Below are 24,900 nucleotides of genomic sequence, written 5' to 3'. Positions count from 1 at the left end.
TCCATCGACGCCCCGAAAGGACAGATCATGGCCCTTGCCTTGCGTGACCCCTCGCTCCTGGAGCCGCGTGCCTTCGTGGCGGGACGATGGGAAGAGGGAGGCGCCCGCTTCGCCGTCACCAACCCGGCCACCGGAGAGAAGGTGGCGGAGGTGGCGGATCTCGGGCCCGCCGACATCCGCCGCGCGATCGACGCTGCCTATGACGCGCAAAAAAGCTGGGCGGCGCGCACCGCAAAGGACCGCTGCGCGATCCTGCTCGCCTGGCAGGCGCTGATGCTGGACAATGCCGACGACCTCGCCGCGATCCTGACCGCCGAAATGGGCAAGCCGCTGGCCGAGGCCAAGGGCGAGATCGCCTATGGCGCCAGCTTCATCCAGTGGTTTGCCGAGGAAGGCCGCCGGATCTATGGCGACGTGATCCCCGGCCACCAGCCCGACAAGCGCATTCTGGTGCTCAAGCAGCCCGTGGGCGTGGTGGGATCGATCACGCCCTGGAACTTTCCCAATGCGATGATCGCACGCAAGGTCGCACCGGCGCTCGCCGCCGGCTGCAGCTTCGTCGGGCGGCCGGCGGAGAAGACCCCCCTCTCGGCGCTGGCGATGGCGGTGCTGGCGGAGCGCGCCGGCATCCCGGCAGGTGTGCTGTCCATCGTGCCGGGCCTCGATGCTCCGGGCATGGGTCTTGAGCTTTGCACCAACCCGAAGGTGCGCAAGCTGACCTTCACCGGCTCGACCAATGTCGGGCGCATCCTGATGCGTCAATGCGCCCATGACATCAAGAAGCTCTCCCTGGAACTCGGCGGCAATGCCCCGTTCCTCATCTTCGACGATGCCGACCTCGATGCCGCCGTCGAAGGCGCGTTGATCGCCAAGTACCGCAACTCGGGTCAGACCTGCGTTTGCGCCAACCGCATCTATGTGCAGCGCGGGGTGATGGACGCCTTCGCCGAGAAACTCGCCGAGGCAACGGCGGCCCTGCGCGTCGGCGACGGGGTCGTCCCCGGCGTCCAGATCGGGCCATTGATCGATGCCCAGGGGCTGGCCAAGGTCGAGAGCCATGTGGCCGATGCCCTGGCCCACGGCGCGCGCGTGATGACCGGCGGACGCCGCTCCGAGCTCGGCGGCACCTTCTACGAGCCGACGGTGCTGGCCGATGTGGCGCCGGGCATGAAAATCCTCACGGAGGAAACCTTCGGGCCGGTCGCTCCGCTGATCCCCTTCGACACCGAGAGCGAGGGCATCTCGATGGCGAACGACACCGAATTCGGCCTCGCCTCCTACTTCTATGCCCGCGATGTCTCGCGCATCTGGCGCGTCGCGGAAGCCCTGGAATACGGCATGGTCGGCATCAACACCGGCCTCATCTCGACTGCCGAGGCACCGTTCGGCGGCATCAAGTCCTCAGGCCTCGGCCGTGAAGGGTCGAAATACGGGATCGAGGACTATCTCGAGACCAAGTATCTGTGCCTCGCGGTCGCCGCCTCGTGAGGGAGATGGAACCCCGCAGCGCCGCCTGACCGAGGCCGCCGCCCCGGGTGGACGACCGGGGCACCAGCGCCAGCGATGAGATCGATCTGGCCCCCCCTCAGGCCGGTCGGTCGAGCCGCCAACGTGCGCCGGCCAGTCCGACGCGGCGCTGGATTATCACAGGTGTCGGCCCTCCCGTGCTGCTTGAGGGCGTGCGGGGAGGGCTGGCCGCCTGCCCTGCCCGACCCGACCCTGCTCCACCCGCGTCCCTGCTGCTTCCTGCCTTCGCTCGGCTCTGGTGCCGCCGGCCGGCCGCATCACTCGCCCCTCAACGCCCTTCCCCGTCCTTTCACCACCGGCCTTCACCTCCCCGTCGGGAGTTCTCAAAAGCGCACCCCTTCAAGTCATCAGTTGTCAGACATCGGATCACCTGCTATGTAAGATTTCACAAGGGAGACTGCAATGAGCCGCGCCGAACAGGAAAGACCGTTTGCACCGCGACCGCTCGGCCGCCGCCGGCTTCCGGACGAAATTGCGGAGCAGCTTTCCGAGATGATCGTGTCCGGCCGCTTCTCCGCCGGCGACCAGTTGCCGACGGAAGCAACGCTCACGGCGGAGTTCGGCGTCGGCCGAAGCGCCGTGCGCGAGGCGATCGCCAAGCTGCGCGAGGCGGGCCTGGTGGAAACCCGCCATGGCGTCGGGGCTTTCGTGTCGTCCGACCCCACTCCCGCCAGCTTCCGCATCGATGCCGGACGGCTCCAGTCGATCGAGGCGCTGCGCCAGGTCCTGGAACTGCGCATGGAAATCGAGGTGGCCGGCGCCGCCATGGCCGCCCGCCGGCGCACCCTGGCGCAGATGGCGCTGATTGACGAGGCCTTCGCCGCCATGCGGGCCAGACTGGAAGCGGGTGATGCCGCCGTTGCGGAACAGCGCGAGTTCCAGCGGGTGGTCGCCGCGGCGACCGGCAACCCCTACTTCCGTGATTTCATGCAGTTTCTCAGCCTGCGGATCGGCACCGGCATCGCCGACGAACTGGCACGCTCGGTGCTGCGCGGCACCGGCCCCGCCGACCTGATCCGGGAGCATACCAACATCGTCGAGGCGATCCGCATCGGCGATCCCGACAAGGCCCGCCGCGCCGCCTGGAACCACCTGCTGCGCTCGGCCGACAGACTTGGACTACGCGGCCTGCAAGGCTGGGAGGAGAGCAGAATGACATCCATCGGCGAGACGATGATCCCGGTTTGCGCGGCGGCCGACCCGGCTCCGCGCGCGCCGCGCTTCACGCCGCCTCCCGGTGCCTGCGACTGCCACGCGCATATCATCGGCCCCGCCGCGACCTATCCTTTCACTCCGCACCGCACCTACACCCCGCCGCCGGCGAGCCTGTCCGCCTACATGGCGATGCTGAACGCCCTCGGCCTCGAACGCGGTGTCATCGTCCAGCCGAGCGTCTATGGCCGCGACAATCGCTGCACGCTCGATGCGACACGGATGATGCCCGACAGGCTGCGCGCCATCGTGGTGGTGGACCACACGGTCACCGAGCGCGAGTTAGAGGAGATGCACGAGGCCGGGGCGCGCGGCGTTCGCCTCAACCTGCTCTTCCGCTCAGGCATCGAGGTCTCCGACGTTCGCACCATGGCGGAGAAGGTGGCGCCGCTCGGCTGGCATCTGCAGATGCTCGTCGACGTGTCCGAGTTCGCCGACATCCGCGAAACCTTCGGCAAGCTCCCCATCGAGACCGTGTTCGACCACCTCGGACACATGCCGACCTCCGCCGGCATCAACCACAAGGGCTTCCAGGACATGCTCTCGCTGATGGCGGACGGGCGCGCCTGGGTGAAGCTGTCGGGCAGCTACCGCATCACCAGCGAGGCGCAAACGCCCTATTCCGACATCGCACCCTTTGCGCGGGAGATCATCCGCGCCAACCCGGAACGGGTGTTGTGGGCCAGCGACTGGCCGCACCCCTACATCAACGTGCCCATGCCCAACGACGGCGCCCTGCTCGACATGCTCAGCGACTGGGCACCCGATGCCGCCACACGCGACCGGATCCTCGCGGACAATCCGGCCCGGCTGTACGGCTTCTGATCCGCAACACCAACGGAAACTGGGAGGAAACGATAATGAGAATGTCCTTTACCCGTAGCTTGCAGGCCGCTGTCGCGGTCTGTGGGATCGCCATTGCCGGCCTTGCACCGGCAGACGCCGCCGACAAGCTGCGCATCGGCTGGACGACATCGGACGGGCCGACGGATCCCTATGCGATCACCGCGCGCACCCTTGCCGCCGAACTCGACCAACGGTTGCCGGGCAAGTTCGACGTGGCCATGTTCCCGAACAACCAGTTGGGTGACGAAAAGCAGATGCTGGAAGGCCTCGGCTTCGGCACGCTGGACGTCGGCATCATCACCAATGCCCCCATCGGCAACATCGCCCCGGCCTTCCAACTGAACGACATGCCCTTCCTCTACGCGAGCGAAGAGCAGGCACACCAGGTGCTGGACGGCGAGATCGGCCAGCAGATCCTCGCCACGCTCGATGGCAAGGGCATTGTCGGCCTCGGCTTCGCCGAAGGCGGCTTCCGGCACATGATCAACAACAAGCGCCCGGTCCTGGAGCCCGAGGACGTTTCTGGCGTCAAGTACCGGGTGATGCAGAACCCGGTCTTCATCGGCATGTTCGAGGCGCTCGGCGGCAATGCGACGCCGATGGCCTGGGGCGAGACCTATACGGCCACCCAGCAGGGCACCATCGACGGGCTGGAAATCCCGCTCGCAGTGATCGCCGCTAACAAATATGCCGAGGTCACCAAGTATCTCTCCCTGACCCGCCACACCTATTCGGCCCTCGGCGTGCTCGTGTCGAAGCGCTTCTTCGACAAGCTCTCCGCCGAGGAGCAGGAGGCCTTCCGCGCGGCGGCAGCCGCGGCGATCACCAGCCAGCGCGCCGAGACGGCGCGCAACACCGCCGAACTGCTCGACGTGCTGAAGGCGGCCGGCATGGAGGTCAACGAGGTCAAGGATGCGGCCGCCTTCCGCGCCCGCGTCGGCAATGTCTACGAGCAGTTCAAACCGGTGATCGGCGCCGAACTGTTCGACAAGGCCCTTGCCGCGGTCGAATAGAGTGCAGTCTTCCGGCGCCCGTCAAAGGGCGGGCGCCGTCCCCGCCCCGCACGAAACGGAACCGGCCATGGCCTGGCTTTTGGATCGCCTCTCGCATCACGTGGCGCGCCTGACCAATGTCGTTGTCGCCATCATGGCGACCGTGATGATGGCCGCGCTCATTCTCCAGGTCTTCTCGCGCTATGTGCTCGGCGCCTCGCTGGTCTGGTCCGAGGAACTCGCCCTGATGCTGTTCACCTGGTCGACGCTGCTCGCCGCGACGACAGCCCTGCGGGCGGGGGCGCATGTGCGGCTGGACCTGTTCCTCTCCCTTCTGTCGCCGCGCCTGCGGCGAGCCTGGCAGGCCTTGATCATGCTGGCGATCCTCGGCTTCTGCCTGGTGCTGCTGCGCTCGGGCATCGACTACACCGATGCCACCCTCGGTCAGGTCTCCGCCGCCATGCGCGTGCCGATCGAGGTCCTCCACCTCGCCGCGCCGGTCTGCGGAGCGCTCGGCTGCCTGCACGCGCTGGCGCTCCTGTTCAACCCGCCGGCGCCCACCGAAGCGGAGAAAATCGGATGAGCGCCGTCGCTCTCGCCATTCTCGCCACCTTCCTGACGACGATGTTCGGCGGCATGCCCATCGCATTCTGCCTCGGCCTTGCCTCAATCATCGGCCTGCTGGTCGCCGACCTGCCGCTGGTCGTCCTGGCGCAGCGGATCATCGCCGGCACCCAGAGCTTCTCTCTGCTTGCCATTCCCGGCTTCATCCTGGCCGGCGATCTGATGATGCACGGCGGCCTGTCGCGGCGGCTCGTGCGCTTCTGCCAATGCCTGGTGCAGCATGTCACCGGCGGGCTCGGCATGGTGACGGTGCTGTCGGCGACATTCTTCGCCGCCATCTCCGGATCGGCTCCCGCCACCACCGCCGCGATCGGCGGCATCATGATCCCGGAGATGGAGCAGCGCGGATGGCGCCGGGATTTCTCGGCAGCCCTTGCCACCGCATCCGGCCCCATCGGCCAGATGATCCCGCCCTCGATCCCCCTGATCATCTGGGGCGTGGTGGCGGAGGAATCGATCAGCCAGCTCTTTCTCGCCGGGATCATCCCCGGCCTTCTGGTCGCGCTCGGCCTGATGCTGGTCTGCTACATCGCTGCCCGGCGCAGCGGGCAGATCCGCGCGAGCAGCCGCACGACCCTTTCCGAACTGCTGAAGGCTCTCGATGCCGGAAAGTGGTCGCTGCTCGCGCCGCTGGTGATCCTGGGCGGCATCTACGGCAGCGTCTTCACCCCGACCGAAGCCTCCGCCATCGCCGTCCTCTATGCGCTCATCATCGGCGTCTTCGTGCATCGCGAGATGAAGATCGCCGATCTCGGCCGGATCGTCGTCGCCTCGATGCGCACCTCGGCGATCATCTGCTTCATCATCGCCATTGCCTCCGCCTTCGGCTGGCTGATCGCGATCGAGCAGCTTCCGACCGCCATCGCCGCGGCGATCCTGTCGATCTCCGACAATCCGATCGTCATCCTGCTGATCCTGAACCTGTTCCTGCTGTTCATCGGCGCGATCATGGACAATATCGCGGCGATGATCATTCTCGGCACGACGCTGACCGCGATCGGGGCGCAGATCGGCCTGGATCCGGTCCATCTCGGCGCGCTGGTGGTGATCAACCTGGCCATCGGCATGGCAACGCCGCCCTTCGGCTACTCGCTGTTCGTTGCCGCAGCGATCAGCAAACTGTCGATCGAGCGCATCTCCCTCGCGCTCTGGCCGATGCTTCTGGTCAGCTTCGTCGTGCTGATGCTGGTCACCTATCTGCCGGCCGTCACGCTGTTCCTGCCCTCGCTGATGCGCTGAAGCCCGGCAACAAGCAGGAGGCCCGCGCAGCAACAGATCGGCGCAGCGCCGTCACGCCCCGCCGGGGCTGCCCGCCGCAACATGGGCGATCGCCTCGATCTCGACCCTGGCATCGACCGCCAGCAGCGAAACGACGCAGGATCGGGCCGGCGGCAGAGACGGGAAATACTCGCGATAGACGGAGTTGAAGGCGGCAAAGTCGGCCGCGTCGGTCAGCCAGACCGTGGTCTTCACCACATCCTCCATCGAAGCCCCGACCTCGCCGAGCACGGCAGCGATATTCTCCAGCACCTGACGGGTCTGGACGGCGATATCTCCCGGCACAAGCCGGCCGTCCGGCCCGAACGGCACCTGGCCCGACAGGAAGAGAAAATCGCCCGCCTGGACCGCCGCGCTCAGCGGCACGGTCGGATGCACGCCGTGAACCGTCCTGGTCATGATCTCTCCTCCCCCATCCGCAGCGATGCCCCCGAGGGGGCCGGCCGTCCCTGCCCCCCGAGCACGAGAACGTTGCCGACCAGCACCGCCGCGCTGCCGGCCAGGATATAGACGTCGAGGGTCAGGTTCTCGAACAGCGCCGACAGGATCAGCGCCACCACGGGCACCAGTGCCAGCGTGTAGGAGGCGCTGGCTGCGCCGATACGCTGGACGAGACTGAAATACATGAAGAAGGTCAGGCAGGACGAGAACACCGCCAAATAGGCCAGCCCCATCAGGTATTCCGCCGACACCTCGACGCGGAAACTCATCTGTCCCAGAACGGCAAGCAGGAACGAGAACAGCGCGCCGAACAGGGCCGCCCAACTGATCAGGGCGGCGATCGGCATGCCGCCGCGCTGGTTGCGCATCGCCACCACCGTGCCGCAACCGGTGCAGAACGCCGCGGCGACGGCCAGCACCGCGCCGACGAGGCTGCTCTGCGTCACGGCGGCATCGGAGGCGATGCCCGAGACCGTGGCGGCGAGCTGCGGCAAGGCGATAATGGCAAGTCCGACGACGCCGGCGAGGATCCCGGCAACAGTCCGGCCGGTTACGGGGGCGGACAGGAACAGCCAGCCGACCAGGGCGGCGAAAAGCGAGGAGGTCGACAGGATCAGCGCCGCGATGCCGCTCGGGATCAGCGTCGTCGCGTGGTAGAAGGTGATGAAGGCGAGGCCGAAGAAAAGCACCCCCTGCAGCATCACCCAGGGTCGGTCGACGGCGCGCAGGCCGAGCTTCTGGCCCGATGCGAGGCACCAGCCGAACATGATCAGGCTGACCAGCGCCATGCGATAGCCGACGGACACCTCCGGCGCGCCGGAAACGGCCTGATGGCCGGTGACGATGGCACTGCTGCCCCACAGGATCGCGGTGGCGGCGAACAGGAATGCGTGCATGGCCGTCCCTTTCAAGCGCCGAGCGGACGGCTGCCTGTCCTGGTCAGGACCGGTCGCTTCTGCCGCCCACCTTGCTGTCCATCACCCCATGCCAGCCACGCGCCAGAACGCCAGCGCTGGCATTGTCGAGCTTGGCGAGCAGGACATCGAGCATCGCCAGTTCCTCGTCGGTGATCGACCCGGTCAGTTCCGCATGGATGCGGCGCGACAACTGCGAGATCTCGCCATAGGCCGACCATCCGGTTTCGGAGAGCTCGATCGCCGCATAGCGCCGGTCGGACTTGCCGGTCTGGCGTTGCGCGAAGCCGAGTTCGACCAGTTGCCGGATGGCCCGCGACACCGCGAACTGATCGAGCCCGCCGGCCTGGCAGATCTCCTTGACGCTGATCCCCGGACGGTTCGCGACGATCGCCATCGTTCGCCAGGCCGCGCGGGACAGGCCGTATTTCGGTCCGTAGAAGGCGCCGAGCACGTCCGCGACGCGTGAGGAGATCCGAAACAGCCGATAGGGCAGCCAGGTTTCGAGTTGAAGCCATTCGTCGGCACCGGTTTCCGTGGTTCCGGCCTTTGCGGGTCGCGAACCTTGATTGCTATTTGCTTGCATATTGCAATCATATCCCTTCTAATTGTCCCAGGCAACCCGAGAGGTTGTGCCGCGTCCGGGCGTGAAAAAGCAACCGCCTTCGCTCTCGCGAGCCGGCGTGCCATGCCGCCCGACGCGGGAACGGCGACCATCGGCGGTACGGGCACCGGCAGGTCAGCGCCAGCCGGTCTTCCAGCGCGCGGCCGGTGCAATCCCTGGGGCGGCGCGGCCATTCTGCCGAGACCCCGGAACCGTGTGGAACCGGAAGGAGAGACAGCGTGCCCTATGTCGTCTATTGCATCGACCGACCCGACGCTGGCGACCTGCGCCGCCGCACCCGTGCCGTTCATCTGGAATACATGATAGCGCACCAGTCCCAGGTGCTGTTCGGCGGCCCGCTGCAAAGCGAGGATGGCAGCCGGGTGCTCGGCAGCCTGATGGTGCTCGCCTTCGACGACAGGCAAGCGGTCGAGGCGTTCCTCGCCGACGAACCCTATGCCCAGGCCGGATTGTTTTCCTCGGTCGGCGTGCACCGGCTGCGGCAGATGGTGCCGGAACATCCCCCCGGTCTGCTCCTGTCGGAACTGGCAAGGGAACGGGCCCTGGCCTGAAGCCGGCCCCGCCCCGGATCGCCCGATCCCGCACCCGCCCGGCCCGCCGGGCCGGTGCGCGGGTCACGCCAGGACCAGTTGATCGTCCTCGACCGCCTTGCCGGTGGTCTTCTTGAAGAGCGCGAGCAGGTCGGGCACGTCGTAGCCCTTGCGCTCATCGCCGCGAATATCGAGCAGCACGCGGCCGGCATTCATCATGATCGTCCGCTCCCCGTGATCGAGCGAATTGCGCATACTGTGGGTGACCATCAGCGTGGTCAGCCGCTGCTCGCCCGTGATCTCGCTCGACAGCGCCAGGATCGTCGCCGCCGCGCCGGGGTCGAGCGCCGCGGTATGCTCGTCAAGGATCAGGATCTTCATCGGCAGAAGCGTTGCCATCAACAGGCTGAGCGCCTGGCGCTGCCCGCCCGAGAGCGTGCCGACATGCGCGCCGAGCCTGTCCTCCAGCCCCATGCCGAGCCGTGCCAGGTGCTCCTTCAGGCGCGCGCGCTCCGCCCCCCGCCCGAGGGCCAGCCGCAGCCGGCGGCGGCCGCCCCGGCTTGCCGCCAGCGCCAGGTTCTCCTCCACGGTCAGCGAACTGCAGGTGCCGGCGCGCGGCTCCTGAAAGACACGGCCGATCAGGCTGGCGCGCCGCTCGGTCGGCCAGCGCGTCACGTCATGGCCGTCCACATAGATCCCGCCCCGGTCCAGCCGCACATCGCCGGCGACCGCCGACATCAGCGTCGACTTGCCGGCGCCATTGGTGCCGATGACGGTGACGAACTCGCCCGGCGCGAGATCCAGATCGACCCCGCGCAGTGCGGGAACCGCGATCGGCGTGCCGGGATTGAACGTGACATAGGCATCGCAGATACTCAGCATGGGTCAGGCACCTTTCTGTCCTTGCGGGCGGGCGAAAAGCCGCTGCAGCCGCGTGCGCAGATGCAGCGGGTGCTTGCGGCGGGCGCGGGAGAGGACCACCGCCACGGCCACCACCACCGCTGTCACCAGGTTGAGATCCTGGGCCTGGATGCCGAGAAAACCGGCACTCAGCGCAAGCGCGATGAAGAAGCGGTAGAGCAGCGCCCCGGCCAGACAGCCGAGCGTCGCCCAGCCGACCTTGAGCGAACCGAGCAGGGTCTCGCCGATGATCAGCGCCGCAAGGCCGGTGACGATGGTGCCGATGCCCATGGAGACATCGGCAACCCCCTGGCTCTGGGCGAAGAGCGAACCGGCCAGGCCGACAAGGCCGTTGCTGATGGTCAGGCCGATCAGGGTCATCCGGTCGTTGTCGACCGACTGCGCCCGCGCCATCACCGGGTTCTCGCCGCTGGCTCGCAGCGCCAGTCCGATCTCCGTTGCGAGAAACCAGTCGACGGCGAATTTCATCGCGACGGCAATCGCCAGCAGCACGACGGCGTTGGTCCAGATGCCGAGCCCGAGCAGCCCGTCGAACGGGGTGAAGATCGTTTCCTCGCCATAGAGGGAGATGTTCGGCCGCCCCATGACGCGCAGGTTGATCGAGTAGAGCGCGACCATGGTCAGGATGCCGGCCAACAGGTTCAGGATCCTGAAGCGCACGTTGAGATAGGCCGAGACGAAACCGGCACAGGCGCCCGCCCCCGTGCCGATCAAGGTTGCCAGCAGCGGATTGACGCCCGAGACGATCGCCACCGCCGTGGCGGCAGCCCCCAGAGGGAAGCTGCCGTCCACCGTCAGATCCGGAAAATTCAGGACACGGAACGAGATATAGACCCCGAGCGCCACCAGCGAGAACAGCAGCCCCGCCTCGATAGCCCCGGACAATGCCAGCATGCTCATCTAGAGCCCTTTCGGCCAGTTCGCAGTCAATTCTGCTTCTCGATTGGAGCGGCGATCCGGCGTCGAAACGGGTGCCGCGCGATGCCTTCGCATCGGGCAAGATCGGTTCGGCGTCGGGCGCCCACCAATCGGAAGCCCTGTGGGGCGGGCGATTTTGCGCCAATTCCGGCGCAAATCCCCTTGTCCGTCTCCAGATACGGCCTGCGTGTCTTTGCTTGACCTTGTCACAAAATCGCTCCGTCAGAATGGCTCCGAATTACAAACGGGCTTAGTCGACCACCTTCTTGGCCGAGGCGAGCAGCGCTTCGGGCAGCTCGACGCCCATGGCCGCGGCCGATGTCTTGTTGAGATAGAGATCCTGGCTCTCCAGCGCCCCGACCGGGATCGTCGCCGGGCTCTCGCCCGACAGCACCCGGATCGCCATCTTTCCGGTGATGCGGCCAAGCTGATAATAGTCGAAACCGAGGGCCGCGACGGCGCCCCGCTCGACCGAATCCGTGTCGCTGGCAAAGACCGGGATCTTCGCCTTCCGGCCCACATTGACGACGCTTTCGACCGCCGCCACCACGGTGCTGTCGGTGGGAATGAGAATGGCGTCGGCGCGGCCGGCAAGGCTCAGCGCGGCATCGCCGACCATCGCCGTCTGCGAGGCGGAGCTCTCCTCGATCTCGAACCCATAGGCGCCCGCCTCCTGCTTCAGCGCCGCGACCTGGGAGACCGAGTTGGCTTCGCCGGCATTGTAGATGACGCCGAGCTTGCTGGCCTCGGGCAGCAGGTCGCGGATCAGTTGCAGGGTCGGGCCGAACGGCTGCTTGTCGGTGGTTCCGGTGATGTTGCCGCCCGGGCTCTCCAGGCTCGCCACCAGCTTTGCCTCGACGGGATCGGTCACCGCCGAGAACAGCACCGGGATGTCGCCCGCCGCGCTCTGCAGGGCCTGGGCTGAAGGCGTGCTGATGGCCACCAGCAGGTCGGGCTTCAGCCCGGCGAATTCCTTGGCGATCTGCAACTGCGTCGGCATGCTGCCCTGGGCGCTCTGGGTGTGCAGCTTCAGCGTCTCGCCGGCCTTGTAGCCGGCCTCGGCCAGTTCCTCGACAATGCCGTTGCGCGCCGCGTCGATCGCCGGATGATCGATGATATAGGTGATCGCCACCTGCTTCTGTTCGGCCGCCTCGGCGCCCCAAAGCCCGGCACCCGCGAGCAGCATCGCCGCCATGGCGGCCCATTTCGATCGGAACATCGCTTTTCTCCTCACTCCGTCATCACCGTTGGAAGATCCTGTTGGCGGGCTCCCGCCCGCTCGCTCCGAACCGCCGGTCCATTGCCGGCGGCCGGTTCCCGCAGCATGGACCGCGTGAATTCGGCCGGACGCCGCACGCCCATGAGCATCTGGACGACCTCGAACTCGCGTCTGAGGACGGCAAGCGCCTGGACGACGCCGCACTCGCCCGCCGCGGCCAGCGCATAGAGGGTTGCCCGTCCCACCTGCACGGCATCCGCCCCGCGAGCGAGCGCACGAGCGATGTCCGAGCCGCTCCGGAAGCCGCTGTCGACCAAGAGCGCAAGCCGCCGGCCGGCTTCGGCGCGGAACTCGGGCAGGATGTCGATGCTGGCGACCGCACCATCGAGCTGTCGCCCGCCGTGATTGCTGACGACGAGGCCGTCGACGCCGATCTCCACGGCGCGGCGCACCTGCGCCGGATCCATCATCCCCTTGACGATCAGCGGCCCCCGCCAGGCGTCGCGGATCCGGTCGATGTCGTCCCAACCGACCGACGGATCGAGCTGCGACTGCATCAGTTCGGCAATCGTGTCCGTGGCGGCCAGCCGGCCGAGTTCGGCCGCCATCACCTCCAGCCTCGGCGCCCCGGCCCGCGCCATCTGCAGCGACCAGCGGGGATGCGCCAGGAGGCTCGCGAGCTTTGCGGGCGACCAGCGGAACGGCAGCGAGAACCCGTTGCGCACATCGCGCAGGCGCCGCCCCGGCACCGCATTGTCGACCGTCACCTCCAGCGCGCGAAACCCCAGCGCGGCGGCCCTCTCGACCAGCCGCCGGCTGACCTCCCGGTTGCGGAACAGATAGAGCTGGAACCATTTGGGACCGGCACCGGCCGCCGCCACCTCTTCCATGCTGGCGGTCGCCGCCGAACTCATGACGAAGGGAATGCCGCAACGCGAGGCGGCCCGCGCAAGATCCAGATCGCCGCGCGGCCAGGCCGCCCCGGCAAGCCCGGTCGGCCCGATGATCAGCGGCATCGACAGCGGTTCGCCAAAAAGCGTGATCGCCGGGCTGCAGGCGCTGACATCGCGCGGAGCCGAGCCGACCAGCCGGATGCGGTCGAGCGCGGCGCGGTTTTCCGCCAGCGTATCTTCCGAGCCGCTGCCGCCATCGATGAAATCGAAGACGAAGCGCGGCAGCCGCCGGCACGCCAAGCTGCGGAAATCCTCGATCGACTGCGGCAGCCCCGCGATCTCGCCCGGAACCTCCGCCCCGGCTTTGTCCATTCGCCCCGGCATTTCCCCTCTCACACCGTCCTCCCCGGACGACCAGGCATCGCGACGCCTGGATCGATCGCCCTCGTTTTCAAATGCCTTTTCGACTGTCCGGCGCGTGTTCCGCCGCCGCGATCCGCAGGCCTGCGCCCTGGGCATGCATGGCGAACACGCCGAGCACCGCGTGGCGGGTCGTGTTGCGCCGAAGCACCTCGATCGCCCGGCGCACGGCCGGTTGCTCGGGATGCCCCTGGAACTCGCAGAAGAAGCGCGTGGCGACGAACTGCCCTCCGACGAGGTAGCTCTCGAGCTTGGTCAGGTTGACCCCCTCCCCGGCGAAACCGGCCATCGCGCGAAACAGCGCCCCCGGTTCGTTGCGCAGCTCGAACAGCAGGCTGGTGATCGGCTCCGGCACGTCCGCCGCCGGCATGACGGGCCGGGCGGCGAGCACGTAGAAGCGTGTCCGATTGGCCGGGTCGTCCTCGATGTTGCGCTTGAGGATCGACAGTCCGTGGACCTCCGCCGCCAGTTCCGAGGCCACCGCCGCTTCCGACGGGTCGGCCCGCTCCCGCACCAGCGCCGCCGCCATCGCCGTGTTCGGCGCCTCCACGCCGGCAATCCCGTGGGTCGCCAGAAACCGGCGCACCTGCATCAGGGCCACGGGGTGCGAATGCACCCGCCGGATGAGATCGAGACGCCAGCCGGGCGGGGCGACCAGATGATGCTCGATCCGCTCGAAGATCTCCCCGACGATCGCCAGCCCGCTTTCGGGCAGCAGCAGGTGGATGTCCGGCACCCGGCCGACCAGCACGTTCTCGCAAGGCAGCACCGCCGCTTCCGCAGCACCGCTGCGCACCGCCTCGATCACCCCCATGAGACTGGTCCGTCCGACCGCCTCCGCCTCGGGAAAGGCCGAGCGGCAGGCGATATGGGCGAAGGCCCCTGCCGAGCCGTGATAGACGACCTTCGCCGGCGCGAAGCCACCCTCGCCGAGGCGGACCGCCTCGCCTGTCCGGCCCGCAGTGCCCGTGAGGCGCGCCTGACCGCCGCCGCGCCCCAGCACGCGCAGCCGTGGCGGCTGGGCAAGCCGCCGATGTCCCGGCCCGCTGCGGCGCTCGCCGGCGCCGGACGGGGCCACCTGACCCGACCTGATCATGGCGCCCTCCGCTCTAGCCATGGGCCGGGCGCGTGCTGGTCATGACCGTCATCGGCCACATCAGCGCCCAGCCGGATCCGGTCTCGGTGACGCTCAGGAAGTGATCCGCCGCCTCCAGGCAATCCTGCGGCGAATAGCCGGGCTTGGCGGAAAACAGCAGATGCAGGAAGTGGCCGATCTCCTCCTTGCGAGCGAATTCCCAAGGGGTGACCACCTCGTGAAACACCGGCGGCGCCCAGCCGGTCAGCTCGCACAGGCTTTCGGCGAACTCCCGCGACAGGAAGGCGACCTCGTGGCCGGTCGAACAGCTCCGCGCGATGAAGGCATCGAAATAGCGGGCGAGCGGCGTGCCGGCGAAAATGTCGGCGATGACGAGCCGCCCTCCCGGACGCGCGACCTCGTTGAAGCGCCGGAAGGCGGAGGTCTTGTCGGCAACGTGATGAATGGCGCCCCGGCTCCAGACCGCGTCGAACCCGTCATGGCCGACATCCAGCGTGTCCGCCGAGGCAGGCACGACGACAATGTTGCCGAAGGGCGCTTCCGCCCCCAGATTGGCCAGTTGCTCCACCGACGGGTCGCTGGCGACGAGCAGGCCGCTCGGACCGATGGCAGCAGCGATCGCCCGGCTGAAATAGCCGTTTCCGGCACCGACTTCGAGAATGTGTTCTCCGGGGGCGGGCGCCAGGAATCGCTTCATGCAGGCGATATCCGGCAACCAGGCATCCGCGTAGAGCGACAGTGCATCGCGATAGTCTGCGGAGCGCTTTCCGACAAATTCCACGGACTTGGCATCGGCATACATGGTGCAAGCTCCCTGTGGCTTTCGATGGATCCGATCCGGACGCTTTCCTCCCCGACTTCTTTTGACGGCCCTGTTGTGTCGAGCCCTCGCCTCTGTGCCCGGCGCCCCCGCCCAGCCTCACCCGAACCCGGCCTGCGCCAGGTTCCCGCGGTGAGGAGCCGGCAAGTACCGACACTTCTGTCATGGACACTTACGCCGAGGGGAATGGCCGTTTCCGGCGAGTTCCCCCTTGCAGTATCACGACGATATCTAGCGTTTTATTTGCTTGTCAATTGCAATATGCAATCATTTTTTGCACTGCAAAATCTTTGTGCAGGCGCCCGCAAATCAACCAGAGGCAGCAGGGGCGGGAGACTGCCGATCGCCGGACACCTCGTCGGCCGACGGTCCGGGAGGGGCGAAACGACAGGAGCGGGCATGTCAGGAGCAGGCATGGCAGGAGCGGGCAGGCGCCGCCTGGGCCAGCAGGAGCAGCCCCTCCCTTTGGCGCCCGTCCCGGCGCGTTGTGGCCACACCTTGGCAAGTCGCTGACAGAAGCCCCCCGCCGCCTCCCGGGCCCATTTGTCCGACAAACCGGCAAAGGCCAGAATTTCGAACGGACGGGCCCTCTCGCCGGACATTTTCTCGAGTTGATGCTCGGAAATCTCCACTTGACGGCCGGTTCAGGCTCATGCCAAGCTTTGTCGGACAAAGGGACGAACCGACAATACGCGCCATCAAGACGTGCGATGCCGGAGCGTTCGGGAGGAGACGTTCAGAATGTCGTTGGCGGAGCCAGGGCGCTTCGAGAAGATCAAGGTGCCGTCCGCCTACCAGATGGTCGCGGAGGCGATCGAGCGCGAGATCATGGCCGGCCGGCTGCGTCCGGGCGACGAGATCGGCACCGAGGCGGTGCTGGTGCGCCAGTTCGGCGTCAACCGCTCGACGGTCCGCGAGGGCATCCGCCTCTTGGAGCAGGCGGGACTGGTCCAGCGCGAGGCCGGCCGCAAGCTCTATGTCTGCCTTCCCCATTATCGCAAGCTGTCGGATCGCATGAGCCGGGCGCTGGTGCTGCATCAGGTCACGTTCCGTGAGCTGTTCGAGGCGGCCGTGATCCTGGAACTCGGCGTCATCGACGCCGCCGTCGACGAGGCTTCGGAGCAAGACCTTGCCGCGCTGGAGGAGAACCAGGCGCTGGCCGAGGCGGCGCTGGGCGATCCCGTCCGCCTTGCCGGCCTCGACACGGAGTTTCATGCGCTGCTGGCCAAGGCCTCGCGCAACCGGGTGCTGGAACTGGCGCGTGAGCCGGCAGCGCTCCTGTTCTTTCCCACATCCGAGCTGATCTGCCGCCGGGTGCCGCAGGGCGCCGGCCGCATGGTCGCCGCCCATCGCCGACTGATCGATGCCGTTGCCGCGCGCGACAAGGAGGAAGCGCGCCTTTGGATGCGGCGGCACGTGGTCGACTGGAAGCGCGGTTTCGAACGCGCGGGCCGAGATATCGACGAGCCGGTGGAGAGCATCTTCGAGAGGCTGTCGAGCGTCCGGCAATACGCATGAGGTAAGGCGGGCGGCCCTGGAGGGGGCGGCGCGGAAGATCGAGAAAAGAAACCCGTAAAAGACCGGCAGGCGACGCACCGGCAAGGAAGACATCGGGGAGGAACATGTCGAACGTCCTGCACGACCGGCCGCAATCGGCCGGCCCCATCACGTTGGCACGTGGGCGGAGTGTCCCCACGAGCGCCCGGACGGTATGCCGATGACGGGCGCGCTCGACAGTGGCGCGACCGGCGCCGCCCGTCTGGAGGTGGAAGACCTGTCGCTGTCCTTCGGCGGCCTCAAGGCGCTGCGCGGCGTGTCCTTCTCGGCCGAGCCCGGCTCGATCACCGCGCTGATCGGCCCGAACGGCGCCGGCAAGACCTCCATGTTCAACTGCATCTCCGGCTTCTACAAGCCGCAGAAAGGCAGCGTCCGCTTCGATGGACGCGACGTGACGCGGATGCATCCGCCCGAACGCGCCGCCCTCGGCTTCGCCCGCACGTTCCAGAACATCGCGCTCTTCCGCGGCATGACCGTGCTCGACAACATCAAGCTCGGCCGCCACGCCCATATGAAGACCGGCCTGCTGCAGGCCCTCGCCTATTGGGGGCCGGCCCAGCGCGAGGAGATGGAACTGCGCGCCGAGGTCGAGCGTCGCATCATCGATTTCCTCGAGATCGACCACATCCGCAACATGCCGGTCGCCGCGCTCTCCTACGGCTTGCAGAAGCGGGTCGAGCTCGCCCGCGCCCTCGCCATGCGCCCCCGCATCCTCCTGCTCGACGAGCCGGTCGCGGGCATGAACCGCGAAGAGACCGAGGATATGGCCCGCTTCATCCTCGACGTGAAAGAGGAATGGGGCACCACGATCCTGATGGTCGAGCACGACATGGGCATGGTGATGGACATCTCCGACCATGTCGTCGTGCTGAATTTCGGCGAGGTCATCGCTCGCGGCCTGCCGCACGAGGTGCAGGCCGACCCGCATGTCACCGAGGCCTATCTCGGCAGCGGCGACCCGGCGGCGCTGATGGCCCGGCTCAAGGGCGAAACGGGAACCACCGGCAATTCCGGTGCGCCCACGGACGACAGGCGCGAGGACGTGGCATGAGCGACCTTCTGTTCTTCTTCGAGGTGACGCTGGCCGGCCTCGGTTCGGGGGCGCTGCTGTCGCTGACGGCCCTCGCCTTCGTGCTGATCTACAAGGCGACCCGCGTCATCAACCTCGCCGTCGGCGAAATGCTGATGCTCGGCGGCTACCTGTTCTTCGCCTTCGCCGCCGGGTTCGGCCTGCCGGCCTGGGCGGCGATCCCGCTCGCCATCGCCGGCGGCGGCCTCGTCGGCGCAGTGGTCGAGCGCGGGTTGATCCGCCCGATGCTCGGCGAGAGCCCGATTGCCGTCTTCATGGTGACCATCGGCCTCGGCTCGATCCTGGTCGGCCTCGTCGAACTGATCTGGGGCACCGACCCGCGCGCCCTGCCCGCCTTCATGGGCAACACCCCGATCTTCATCGGCGAGGCCTATGTCTCGCGCAAGATCGCCATCGCCTTCGCGGTTGCCGCCGTGGTCATCGCGGTCTTCCTCGTCCTCTTCCGCTACTGGCGCGGCGGTGTCGCGCTGCGGGCGACGGCGACCGACCAGGCCGCGGCCTATTCCTGCGGGATCAACGTGCCTGGTGTCTTCTCGCTCGCCTGGGTGATCGGCTGCGGCACCGCTGCCGGCGCCGGCGTGCTGCTCGGCTCCATCGGCGGCATCTCGCCAGCCATGGGCGTGTTCGGCCTCTCCGCTCTGGTCGTGGTCATTGTCGGCGGGCTCGACTCCGTCGCCGGAGCCCTCGTCGGCGGTCTCGTGATCGGCCTCATCGAGGCCTGGGCCGGCACCTATCTCGGCGGCGAATTCAAGCTCGTCACCACCTTCGGCCTCCTCCTCGTCGCCTTGATGATCCGTCCCTACGGACTGTTCGGCACGACAGAAATCGAGCGTCTCTGACATGAAGATCGGAACCGCCAAGCACAGCTACCAGGCCGACGAGGCGCTGCTGACCACCCGGCCGCAGCGCCTGTGGATGGGGCTCTTCGCCCTCGGTCTTTGCATCGCCCCGTTCATGCTCGACAACTATTGGCTCTATCTCGCCTGCCTTGTCGCCATCAACGTGGCGAGCGCCACCGGTCTCAACATCCTGACCGGCTATACCGGCCTCGTCAGCCTCGGCCAGGCGGCGTTCATGGCGGTCGGCGCCTATACGGTCGGCTGGATGCAGCTCCGCCTCGGCACGCCCTTCCTGCTCAACATCGTGGCCGGCGGCATCGTTGCCGCCGCCGTCGGCCTGCTGGTCGGCCTGCCTAGCCTCAGGGTCAAGGGCCTCTATCTGGCCATCGCCACCATCGCCGCCTCCATCATCCTGCATTTCGTCTTCGTCAACTGGCAGAGCGTGACCAACGGCAACAGCGGCCTGACGCTGACGCCGGCGACCTTCCTCGGCACGCCGCTCACCGACTACAAGCAGCTCTATTTCGTCTTCGTGCCGATCACCGCGCTGATGGTGCTGGGCGCGGCGAACCTCTTCCGCACCCGCGTCGGACGGGCCTTCATCGCCATCCGCGACCGCGACATCTCGGCCGAGGTGCTGGGCATCTCGCTGCTGCGCTACAAGCTGACGAGCTTTGCCATCTCGTCCTTCTATGCCGGCGTCGCCGGCGGCATGTGGGCCTATTTCTTCCGCGTGGTGACGCCGGAGAGCTTCCCCTTCGTCTATTCGATCTTCTTCCTCGCCGCGATCATCGTCGGCGGCATGGGCACGATCCTCGGCGCCATTCTCGGCGCCGTCTTCATGACCCTCGTGCCGGAGCTGCTGCGCTTCGGCATCGACTGGCTCACCCCTGTCCTTCCCAACGCGGCGGCGATGCTCTCGCCCGTCCGCACCATCGTTTTCGGCCTCCTGATCGTCGGCTTTCTCATCTTCGAGCCGAAGGGACTTGCCGAAATCGTCCAGAGAACCCGGCGTTACTTCCATCTCTGGCCCTTCAAGAAGTGAATGACCAAAAGTCACGCGATAAAACCGGAGGAAACAATGCTTAGCTTTACCAGGAGAACGCTGCTTGCCCTGTCGGCATCGGCAGCCATCGCCACCGCGCTGCCGGCTGCGGCCGCGGACGACATCGTCATCGGTGGTTCGATCCCGCTCACCGGCGTCTTCGCCTTCGCCGGCGTCGGCATCGAGGCCGGCATGCAGGACTATATCAAGATCGTCAACGAGGCCGGCGGCCTCCAGGGGCGCAAGCTGCGCCTCGCCTACGAGGATACCGGCTACAAGGTCGACGCCTCCGTCGCCGCCTTCAACAAGCTGACGAGCCAGAACACGATCCACCTCTACTATGGCGACTCCACCGGCTTCGCCAAGACCATCAACGGCGAGCTCGACCGGATGGGCACGACCATCATGGCCGGCGCCTCCTTCGCCACCGAGCTGAACGATCCCAAGGCCTTCCAGTATCAGTTCATGGCCGGCCCCGACTATTCGGAGATGACCGGCATCCTGCTGGAATACATCGCCAAGGAGAAGCCGGGCGCCCGCATCGTGCTGGTCAATTCCGACACCGAGTTCGGCCGCGACCCGATCGCCGCCACCAAGGCGCGCGCCAGCGAGCTCGGCCTCGAAGTGGTCGAGGAGATCATCACCCCGCCGACCGCCGTCGACGTCTCCACCGAGGTGCTGAAGCTGCGCCGCGCCCGGCCGGACTACACCATCTTCCACGGCTACGTGCTGGCGCCGCTGCCCGAGTTCATGACCCAGGCCAAGCAGCTTGGCCTTGAGACCAAGTTCATGGGCACCTTCTGGTCGATGGATGCCAGCATCTGGAGCAAGGTCGGCGAGGCCGCCGACGGCTTCATGGGCGTCATGCCCTATCGCTACTACTATGACGAAGCGGACAACGCGCCGATGCTCGACCGCATCCGCGAGATGCGCCCCGAGTACCAGTCGACGCCCTACATGCAGGGCTTCCTCACCGCCATGCTGTTCACCGAGGCGGCCAAGCGCACGCTGGAGGCGGGCCAGGAGCTCAACGCCCCCAACCTGAAGGCGGCCCTCAACTCGATCGAGAACTTCGACACCGGCGGCATCATCGGCGTGCCGATCTCGATCCCCGGCAACTCGATCCCGGTCGGCCGCATCTATCGCTACGACGCCAGCGCCCAGCAGATGCTGCCGGCGTCCGACTGGATCAGCGTGCAGGAGTAAGCGAGATGGCCGCGGACATCCTCCTCGACATCAACAACATCGAGGTCGTCTACAACAAGACGGTACAGGTGCTCCGCGGCCTGTCCCTGAGCGTCGGGCGCGGCAAGATCGTCACCCTGCTCGGCTCCAACGGCGCGGGCAAGTCGACGACGCTGAAGGCGGTGTCGAACCTCCTGACGCTGGAGAACGGCGCCGTCACGGCGGGAACCATCCGCTTCGACGGCAACGACATCTCCCGCCTGACGCCCCATGCCCTGGTGCGGCGCGGCCTCTTCCACGTGATGGAGGGGCGCCGCATCTTCGAGGACCTGACGGTCGAGGAGAACCTGACGGCGGCGACCTTCGCCCTGTCCGGGCGCGGGCTCAAGCCGACGCCCTTCGACCTCGTCTACCAGTATTTCCCGCGCCTGTTCGAGCGGCGCAACGGCCGTGCCGGCTACCTGTCCGGCGGAGAGCAGCAGATGCTGGCGATCGGGCGCGCGCTCATCGCCCAGCCCTCGCTGATCCTCTTGGACGAGCCCTCGCTCGGCCTCTCGCCGGTGCTGGTCGAGGAGATCTTCACCATCATCGCCTCGATCAACCGCGATCTCGGCGTCTCCATGCTCCTGGTCGAGCAGAACGCGGCCGTCGCCTTCGCCGTCGCCCATTACGGCTACATCATGGAGACCGGCAAGATCGTGCTCGACGGGCCGACCGAGCGGCTGGTGAAGGACGAGGACGTGCGCGAATTCTACCTCGGCGCCAGCGGCGGCGAGGGCACCAGGAGCTATCGCGACATCAAGCACTACAAGCGCCGCAAGCGCTGGCTGTCCTGAGGCAAGAGATCATGGCCGACTTCCCCGAACTCACCCTGCCGCAGATGCTGCGCGCCCATGCCGAGGCGACGCCCGACCGGGTGGCGGTCCTGCAGAAGGACTTCGGCATCTGGAATCCCCTTTCCTGGCGCCAGTATCACGAGCGCGCCTGCGATGTCGGCGAAGGCCTTGTGGCCCTCGGCCTCGGCGAAGGTGGCCATGTGGCGGTGCTGTCGGAAAACCGCGTCGAATGGGTGCTCGCCCAGCTCGGCACCGGCCTTGTCGGCGGCGTCACCATCGGCGTCTATCCGACCAGCCCGGCCAACGAGGTCGGCTATGTGCTGGAACATTCCGACAGCGAGATCATCGTCTGCGAGGACCAGGAGCAGCTCGACAAGGTGATCGAGGTTCGCGAACAGTTGCCGAAGCTGCGGCGTGTCGTCGTGGTGGAGACCAAGGGCCTGCGCGGCTATTCGGGAGACTTCGTCATCTCCTTCGACGCTATGGAGGAGATCGGGCGGACGCGGCGCGCCGCTGGCCCGGCCGCCACCGGAGACGGGCCAACCGCCCGCTCGCTCGATGACATCGCCCTGATGATCTACACCTCCGGCTCGACCGGAAAGCCCAAGGGCGCGATGCTCTCCTATCGCAACCTGCGCGCCCAGGCGATCGCGGTCGCCGACCGCATCGGCCTCGACGCGCAGTCCGTCCACCTGTCCTATCTGCCGCTGTGCCATGTCGCCGAGCAGATGGTGACGGTGATGGCGCCGATCTATCTCGGCTCGCGGATCTGCTTCGGCGAGTCCCTGCGCACCGTCCAGGAGGACCTGCGCGAGGTCGCCCCCTCCTCCTTCCTCGGCGTGCCGCGGATCTGGGAGAAACTGCATTCCTCGATCCATATCCGCATGCTGGAGGCCGGCGGCTATCGCCGCGCGCTCTACGAATGGGCTTATCGCGCCTGCGAGCCCTTCGCCGAAAAATCCCGCACGGAGCGCAGCCTCAGCGAGCGGGTACTTTTCGCGATCTGCTACCTCCTCGTCTTCCGCGCGCTGCAGAATTACATCGGCCTGCGCCGCACCCATGTCGCCATGACCGGTGCCGCGCCGATCTCGCCGCGCATCGTCCGCTTCTTCCGCACCATCGGCGTGCCCCTCGTCGAGGTCTACGGCATGACGGAATCGAGCGGCATCGCGCTTGGCCAGACGCTCGGCCGGCTGGTGCCGGGTTCGGTCGGCCCCTCGGTCAAGGGCGTCGAGGCGCGCGTCGGCGAGCACGGCGAACTGCTGCTGAAGGGCGACACCGTTTTCGCCGGCTACTACAAGAACCCCGCCGCCACGCAGGCAACCCTGAAGGACGGCTGGCTGCATACCGGCGACGTGGTCGAGGTGGAGAACGGCGAGTTCCGCATCGTCGACCGCCTCAAGGACATCATGATCACCGCCGGCGGTAAGAATCTCAGCCCCTCGGAAATCGAGAACACGGTCAAGGGCAGCCCCTACATCAAGGAATGCATCGTCATCGGCGAGGCCCGCAAATATGTCGCGGCGCTCGTCCAGATCGATTTCGAGACCGTCGCCAAATGGGCGGAGGAACAGGGCCTGTCCTACACCAACTTCCGCAGTCTGGCCGAAAACCCGGCGGTGCGCGAACTGGTCGATGCGGAGATCCGCACCGCCAACAGCCAGTTGGCGCAGGTCTCGCACATCCGCCGCTTCCACCTGCTGACCAAGGAACTGGACCACGACGACGACGAGGTCACGGCGACCATGAAGGTGCGCCGCTCCAGCATCCAGACCAAATACGCCGGAGAGATCGCCAGCCTCTATCCGAGCGGCTGACGCATCCCTCGCCCGGATCCAACGGAGCCCGACACCCCGACATGCCCGACGCCCTGATCTACGACCACCTGCGCACGCCGCGCGGCAGGGGCAAGCCCGATGGCGCCCTGCACGAGGTGACGCCGATCCGCCTTGCCACCACGGTGCTGGAGGCGGTGCGCGAGCGCAACGCGCTCGACACCGCCCTCGTCGACGATGTGGTGATGGGCATCGTCATGCCCGTCGGCGAACAGGGCCAGTGCCTGCCGCGCGTTGCCGCCATCGCCGCCGGCTATGCGGAAGAGACCGCAGGCGTGCAGATCAACCGCTTCTGCGCCTCGGGGCTCGAGGCCTGCAACATGGCCGCCGCCAAGGTGATGGCCGGCCAGGCCGACATGATGGTCGCCGGCGGCGTCGAATCCATGTCACGCATCCCGATCCTCTCCGACGGCGGCGCCTGGGGCGCCGATCCGCAGGTGGCGGCCGCCACGACCTTCGTGCCGCAAGGCATTTCCGCCGATCTCATCGCCACCAAATGGGGCTATTCGCGCGCGCAGCTCGACGCCTTCGCGGTCGAGAGTCACCGCCGCGCCGCGCGGGCCTGGTCGGAGGACCGCTTCACCCGCAGCGTCGTTCCCGTCCACGACCGGGTCGGCGAGGTGCTGCTCGCCCGCGACGAGACCATCCGCGGCAATTCCACGGTCGAGGACCTTGCCCGGCTGAAGCCCTCCTTTGCAGCCCTCGGCGAGAAGGCCGGCTTCGACGCGGTGGCGCTGGAGCGCTATCCGGACTTCGCGGAAATCCGCCACGTCCACCATGCCGGCAACTCGTCCGGCATCGTCGACGGCGCCTCCGCCGTGCTGCTCGGCACCCGCGAGGCGGGAGAGCGCGCCGGCCTCGTTCCGCGCGCTCGCATCCGCGCCTTCGCCGAAATCGGCTCGGAGCCGACGATCATGCTCACCGCCCCCTCCTTCGCGGCGGAAAAGGCGCTGAAGCGGGCCGGCATGACCGTTTCCGACATCGATCTTTTCGAGATCAACGAGGCCTTCGCGGCCGTCGCCCTGCGCTTCATCGAGGCGCTCGATCTCGACCCGGAGATCGTCAACGCCAATGGCGGGGCCATCGCCATGGGCCATCCGCTGGGAGCCACCGGCGCGATGATCCTCGGCACCGCGCTGGACGAGCTCGAGCGCACGGACCGACAGACCGCCCTCGTCACCCTGTGCGTCGGCGCCGGCATGGGCGTCGCCACCATCATCGAGCGGATCTGAGGAGG

23 protein-coding genes are annotated in these 24,900 nt (G+C 67.3%); 14 read left to right on the top strand and 9 right to left on the bottom strand.

Features of this window, described 5'->3' with window-relative positions; all coding sequences use genetic code 11:
* The first annotated feature begins 27 nt into the window (after positions 1–27).
* The 5 genes from TSB10GB4_RS02150 to TSB10GB4_RS02130 all read left to right on the top strand — a co-directional run bounded on the left by TSB10GB4_RS02150 (position 28) and on the right by TSB10GB4_RS02130 (position 6,440).
* Complete coding sequence (locus tag TSB10GB4_RS02150; RefSeq protein ID WP_186394375.1) at positions 28–1,488, top strand: NAD-dependent succinate-semialdehyde dehydrogenase; 1,461 nt, start codon at positions 28–30, stop codon at positions 1,486–1,488.
* A 441-nt stretch (positions 1,489–1,929) separates the two neighbouring features.
* A complete protein-coding gene (locus TSB10GB4_RS02145) occupies positions 1,930–3,564 on the top strand; it encodes an amidohydrolase family protein (protein WP_186394374.1) in 1,635 nt (544 codons plus the stop codon).
* A gap of 41 nt (positions 3,565–3,605) precedes the next feature.
* Positions 3,606–4,598: a TRAP transporter substrate-binding protein DctP gene (gene dctP, locus TSB10GB4_RS02140; protein ID WP_208984352.1), complete on the top strand. Its 993-nt coding sequence runs from the start codon at positions 3,606–3,608 to the stop codon at positions 4,596–4,598.
* Positions 4,599–4,665: 67 nt separating this feature from the next.
* A complete protein-coding gene (locus TSB10GB4_RS02135; RefSeq protein WP_186394372.1) occupies positions 4,666–5,160 on the top strand; it encodes a TRAP transporter small permease in 495 nt (164 codons plus the stop codon).
* Entirely contained in the window at positions 5,157–6,440 is a 1,284-nt protein-coding gene (locus TSB10GB4_RS02130) for a TRAP transporter large permease (RefSeq protein ID WP_186394371.1), read from the top strand. Before TSB10GB4_RS02135 ends, TSB10GB4_RS02130 begins: the two co-directional genes overlap by 4 nt.
* Before the next feature lie 51 nt (positions 6,441–6,491).
* Here the strand turns inward: TSB10GB4_RS02130 and TSB10GB4_RS02125 are convergent, their stop codons facing one another.
* The 3 genes from TSB10GB4_RS02125 to TSB10GB4_RS02115 are packed head-to-tail and all read right to left on the bottom strand — an operon-like array spanning position 6,492 to position 8,420.
* Positions 6,492–6,878, bottom strand: coding sequence for a RidA family protein (locus TSB10GB4_RS02125; RefSeq protein WP_186394370.1), 387 nt, complete (start codon positions 6,876–6,878; stop codon positions 6,492–6,494).
* Positions 6,875–7,816 (bottom strand): DMT family transporter, encoded by a 942-nt coding sequence (locus tag TSB10GB4_RS02120; protein ID WP_186394369.1) that lies wholly within the window; start codon positions 7,814–7,816, stop codon positions 6,875–6,877. The genes TSB10GB4_RS02125 and TSB10GB4_RS02120 overlap by 4 nt, the downstream gene beginning before the upstream one ends.
* A gap of 43 nt (positions 7,817–7,859) precedes the next feature.
* Positions 7,860–8,420, bottom strand: coding sequence for a MarR family winged helix-turn-helix transcriptional regulator (locus TSB10GB4_RS02115; protein WP_186394368.1), 561 nt, complete (start codon positions 8,418–8,420; stop codon positions 7,860–7,862).
* Positions 8,421–8,677: 257 nt separating this feature from the next.
* Between TSB10GB4_RS02115 and TSB10GB4_RS02110 the strand changes: the two genes are divergently transcribed.
* The gene (locus TSB10GB4_RS02110) at positions 8,678–9,010 is read left to right on the top strand and encodes a YciI family protein (RefSeq protein ID WP_186394367.1); all 333 of its coding nucleotides are present in this window, start codon (positions 8,678–8,680) and stop codon (positions 9,008–9,010) included.
* A gap of 63 nt (positions 9,011–9,073) precedes the next feature.
* Here the strand turns inward: TSB10GB4_RS02110 and TSB10GB4_RS02105 are convergent, their stop codons facing one another.
* The 6 genes from TSB10GB4_RS02105 to TSB10GB4_RS02080 form a co-directional block, all read right to left on the bottom strand.
* Positions 9,074–9,871, bottom strand: coding sequence for an ABC transporter ATP-binding protein (locus TSB10GB4_RS02105; RefSeq protein WP_186394366.1), 798 nt, complete (start codon positions 9,869–9,871; stop codon positions 9,074–9,076).
* Between the two features lie 3 nt (positions 9,872–9,874).
* A complete protein-coding gene (locus TSB10GB4_RS02100; protein ID WP_186394365.1) occupies positions 9,875–10,810 on the bottom strand; it encodes an ABC transporter permease in 936 nt (311 codons plus the stop codon).
* A gap of 268 nt (positions 10,811–11,078) precedes the next feature.
* A complete protein-coding gene (locus tag TSB10GB4_RS02095; RefSeq protein WP_371328844.1) occupies positions 11,079–12,023 on the bottom strand; it encodes an ABC transporter substrate-binding protein in 945 nt (314 codons plus the stop codon).
* A 35-nt stretch (positions 12,024–12,058) separates the two neighbouring features.
* Positions 12,059–13,312 carry an alpha-hydroxy acid oxidase gene (locus TSB10GB4_RS02090; protein WP_186394364.1) on the bottom strand — a complete coding sequence of 418 codons (1,254 nt, stop codon included), beginning with the start codon at positions 13,310–13,312 and terminating at the stop codon, positions 12,059–12,061.
* A gap of 79 nt (positions 13,313–13,391) precedes the next feature.
* Positions 13,392–14,456: a prephenate dehydratase domain-containing protein gene (locus tag TSB10GB4_RS02085; protein WP_186394363.1), complete on the bottom strand. Its 1,065-nt coding sequence runs from the start codon at positions 14,454–14,456 to the stop codon at positions 13,392–13,394.
* A gap of 13 nt (positions 14,457–14,469) precedes the next feature.
* Positions 14,470–15,258, bottom strand: coding sequence for a class I SAM-dependent methyltransferase (locus TSB10GB4_RS02080; protein ID WP_186394362.1), 789 nt, complete (start codon positions 15,256–15,258; stop codon positions 14,470–14,472).
* 759 nt (positions 15,259–16,017) lie between these two features.
* Between TSB10GB4_RS02080 and TSB10GB4_RS02075 the strand changes: the two genes are divergently transcribed.
* The 8 genes from TSB10GB4_RS02075 (at position 16,018) to TSB10GB4_RS02040 (ending at position 24,895) form a co-directional block, all read left to right on the top strand.
* Entirely contained in the window at positions 16,018–16,794 is a 777-nt protein-coding gene (locus TSB10GB4_RS02075; RefSeq protein ID WP_186386763.1) for a FadR/GntR family transcriptional regulator, read from the top strand.
* Positions 16,795–16,993: 199 nt separating this feature from the next.
* Positions 16,994–17,884 carry an ABC transporter ATP-binding protein gene (locus tag TSB10GB4_RS02070; RefSeq protein ID WP_186386762.1) on the top strand — a complete coding sequence of 297 codons (891 nt, stop codon included), beginning with the start codon at positions 16,994–16,996 and terminating at the stop codon, positions 17,882–17,884.
* The gene (locus TSB10GB4_RS02065) at positions 17,881–18,762 is read left to right on the top strand and encodes a branched-chain amino acid ABC transporter permease (RefSeq protein ID WP_186386761.1); all 882 of its coding nucleotides are present in this window, start codon (positions 17,881–17,883) and stop codon (positions 18,760–18,762) included. Before TSB10GB4_RS02070 ends, TSB10GB4_RS02065 begins: the two co-directional genes overlap by 4 nt.
* Before the next feature lies 1 nt (position 18,763).
* Positions 18,764–19,807 (top strand): branched-chain amino acid ABC transporter permease, encoded by a 1,044-nt coding sequence (locus TSB10GB4_RS02060; RefSeq protein WP_186386760.1) that lies wholly within the window; start codon positions 18,764–18,766, stop codon positions 19,805–19,807.
* A 36-nt stretch (positions 19,808–19,843) separates the two neighbouring features.
* Positions 19,844–21,013, top strand: coding sequence for an ABC transporter substrate-binding protein (locus tag TSB10GB4_RS02055; RefSeq protein WP_186386759.1), 1,170 nt, complete (start codon positions 19,844–19,846; stop codon positions 21,011–21,013).
* Positions 21,014–21,018: 5 nt separating this feature from the next.
* Positions 21,019–21,828 (top strand): ABC transporter ATP-binding protein, encoded by an 810-nt coding sequence (locus TSB10GB4_RS02050; protein WP_186386758.1) that lies wholly within the window; start codon positions 21,019–21,021, stop codon positions 21,826–21,828.
* An 11-nt stretch (positions 21,829–21,839) separates the two neighbouring features.
* A complete protein-coding gene (locus tag TSB10GB4_RS02045) occupies positions 21,840–23,645 on the top strand; it encodes a long-chain fatty acid--CoA ligase (RefSeq protein ID WP_186394361.1) in 1,806 nt (601 codons plus the stop codon).
* 41 nt (positions 23,646–23,686) lie between these two features.
* Positions 23,687–24,895: an acetyl-CoA C-acetyltransferase gene (locus TSB10GB4_RS02040; RefSeq protein ID WP_186394360.1), complete on the top strand. Its 1,209-nt coding sequence runs from the start codon at positions 23,687–23,689 to the stop codon at positions 24,893–24,895.
* Positions 24,896–24,900: the final 5 nt, after the last annotated feature.

This window comes from Stappia sp. TSB10GB4, from assembly GCF_900185745.1.
Classification (GTDB): Bacteria; Pseudomonadota; Alphaproteobacteria; order Rhizobiales; family Stappiaceae; genus Stappia.
This window is presented reverse-complemented; position numbering and strand designations above follow the sequence as displayed.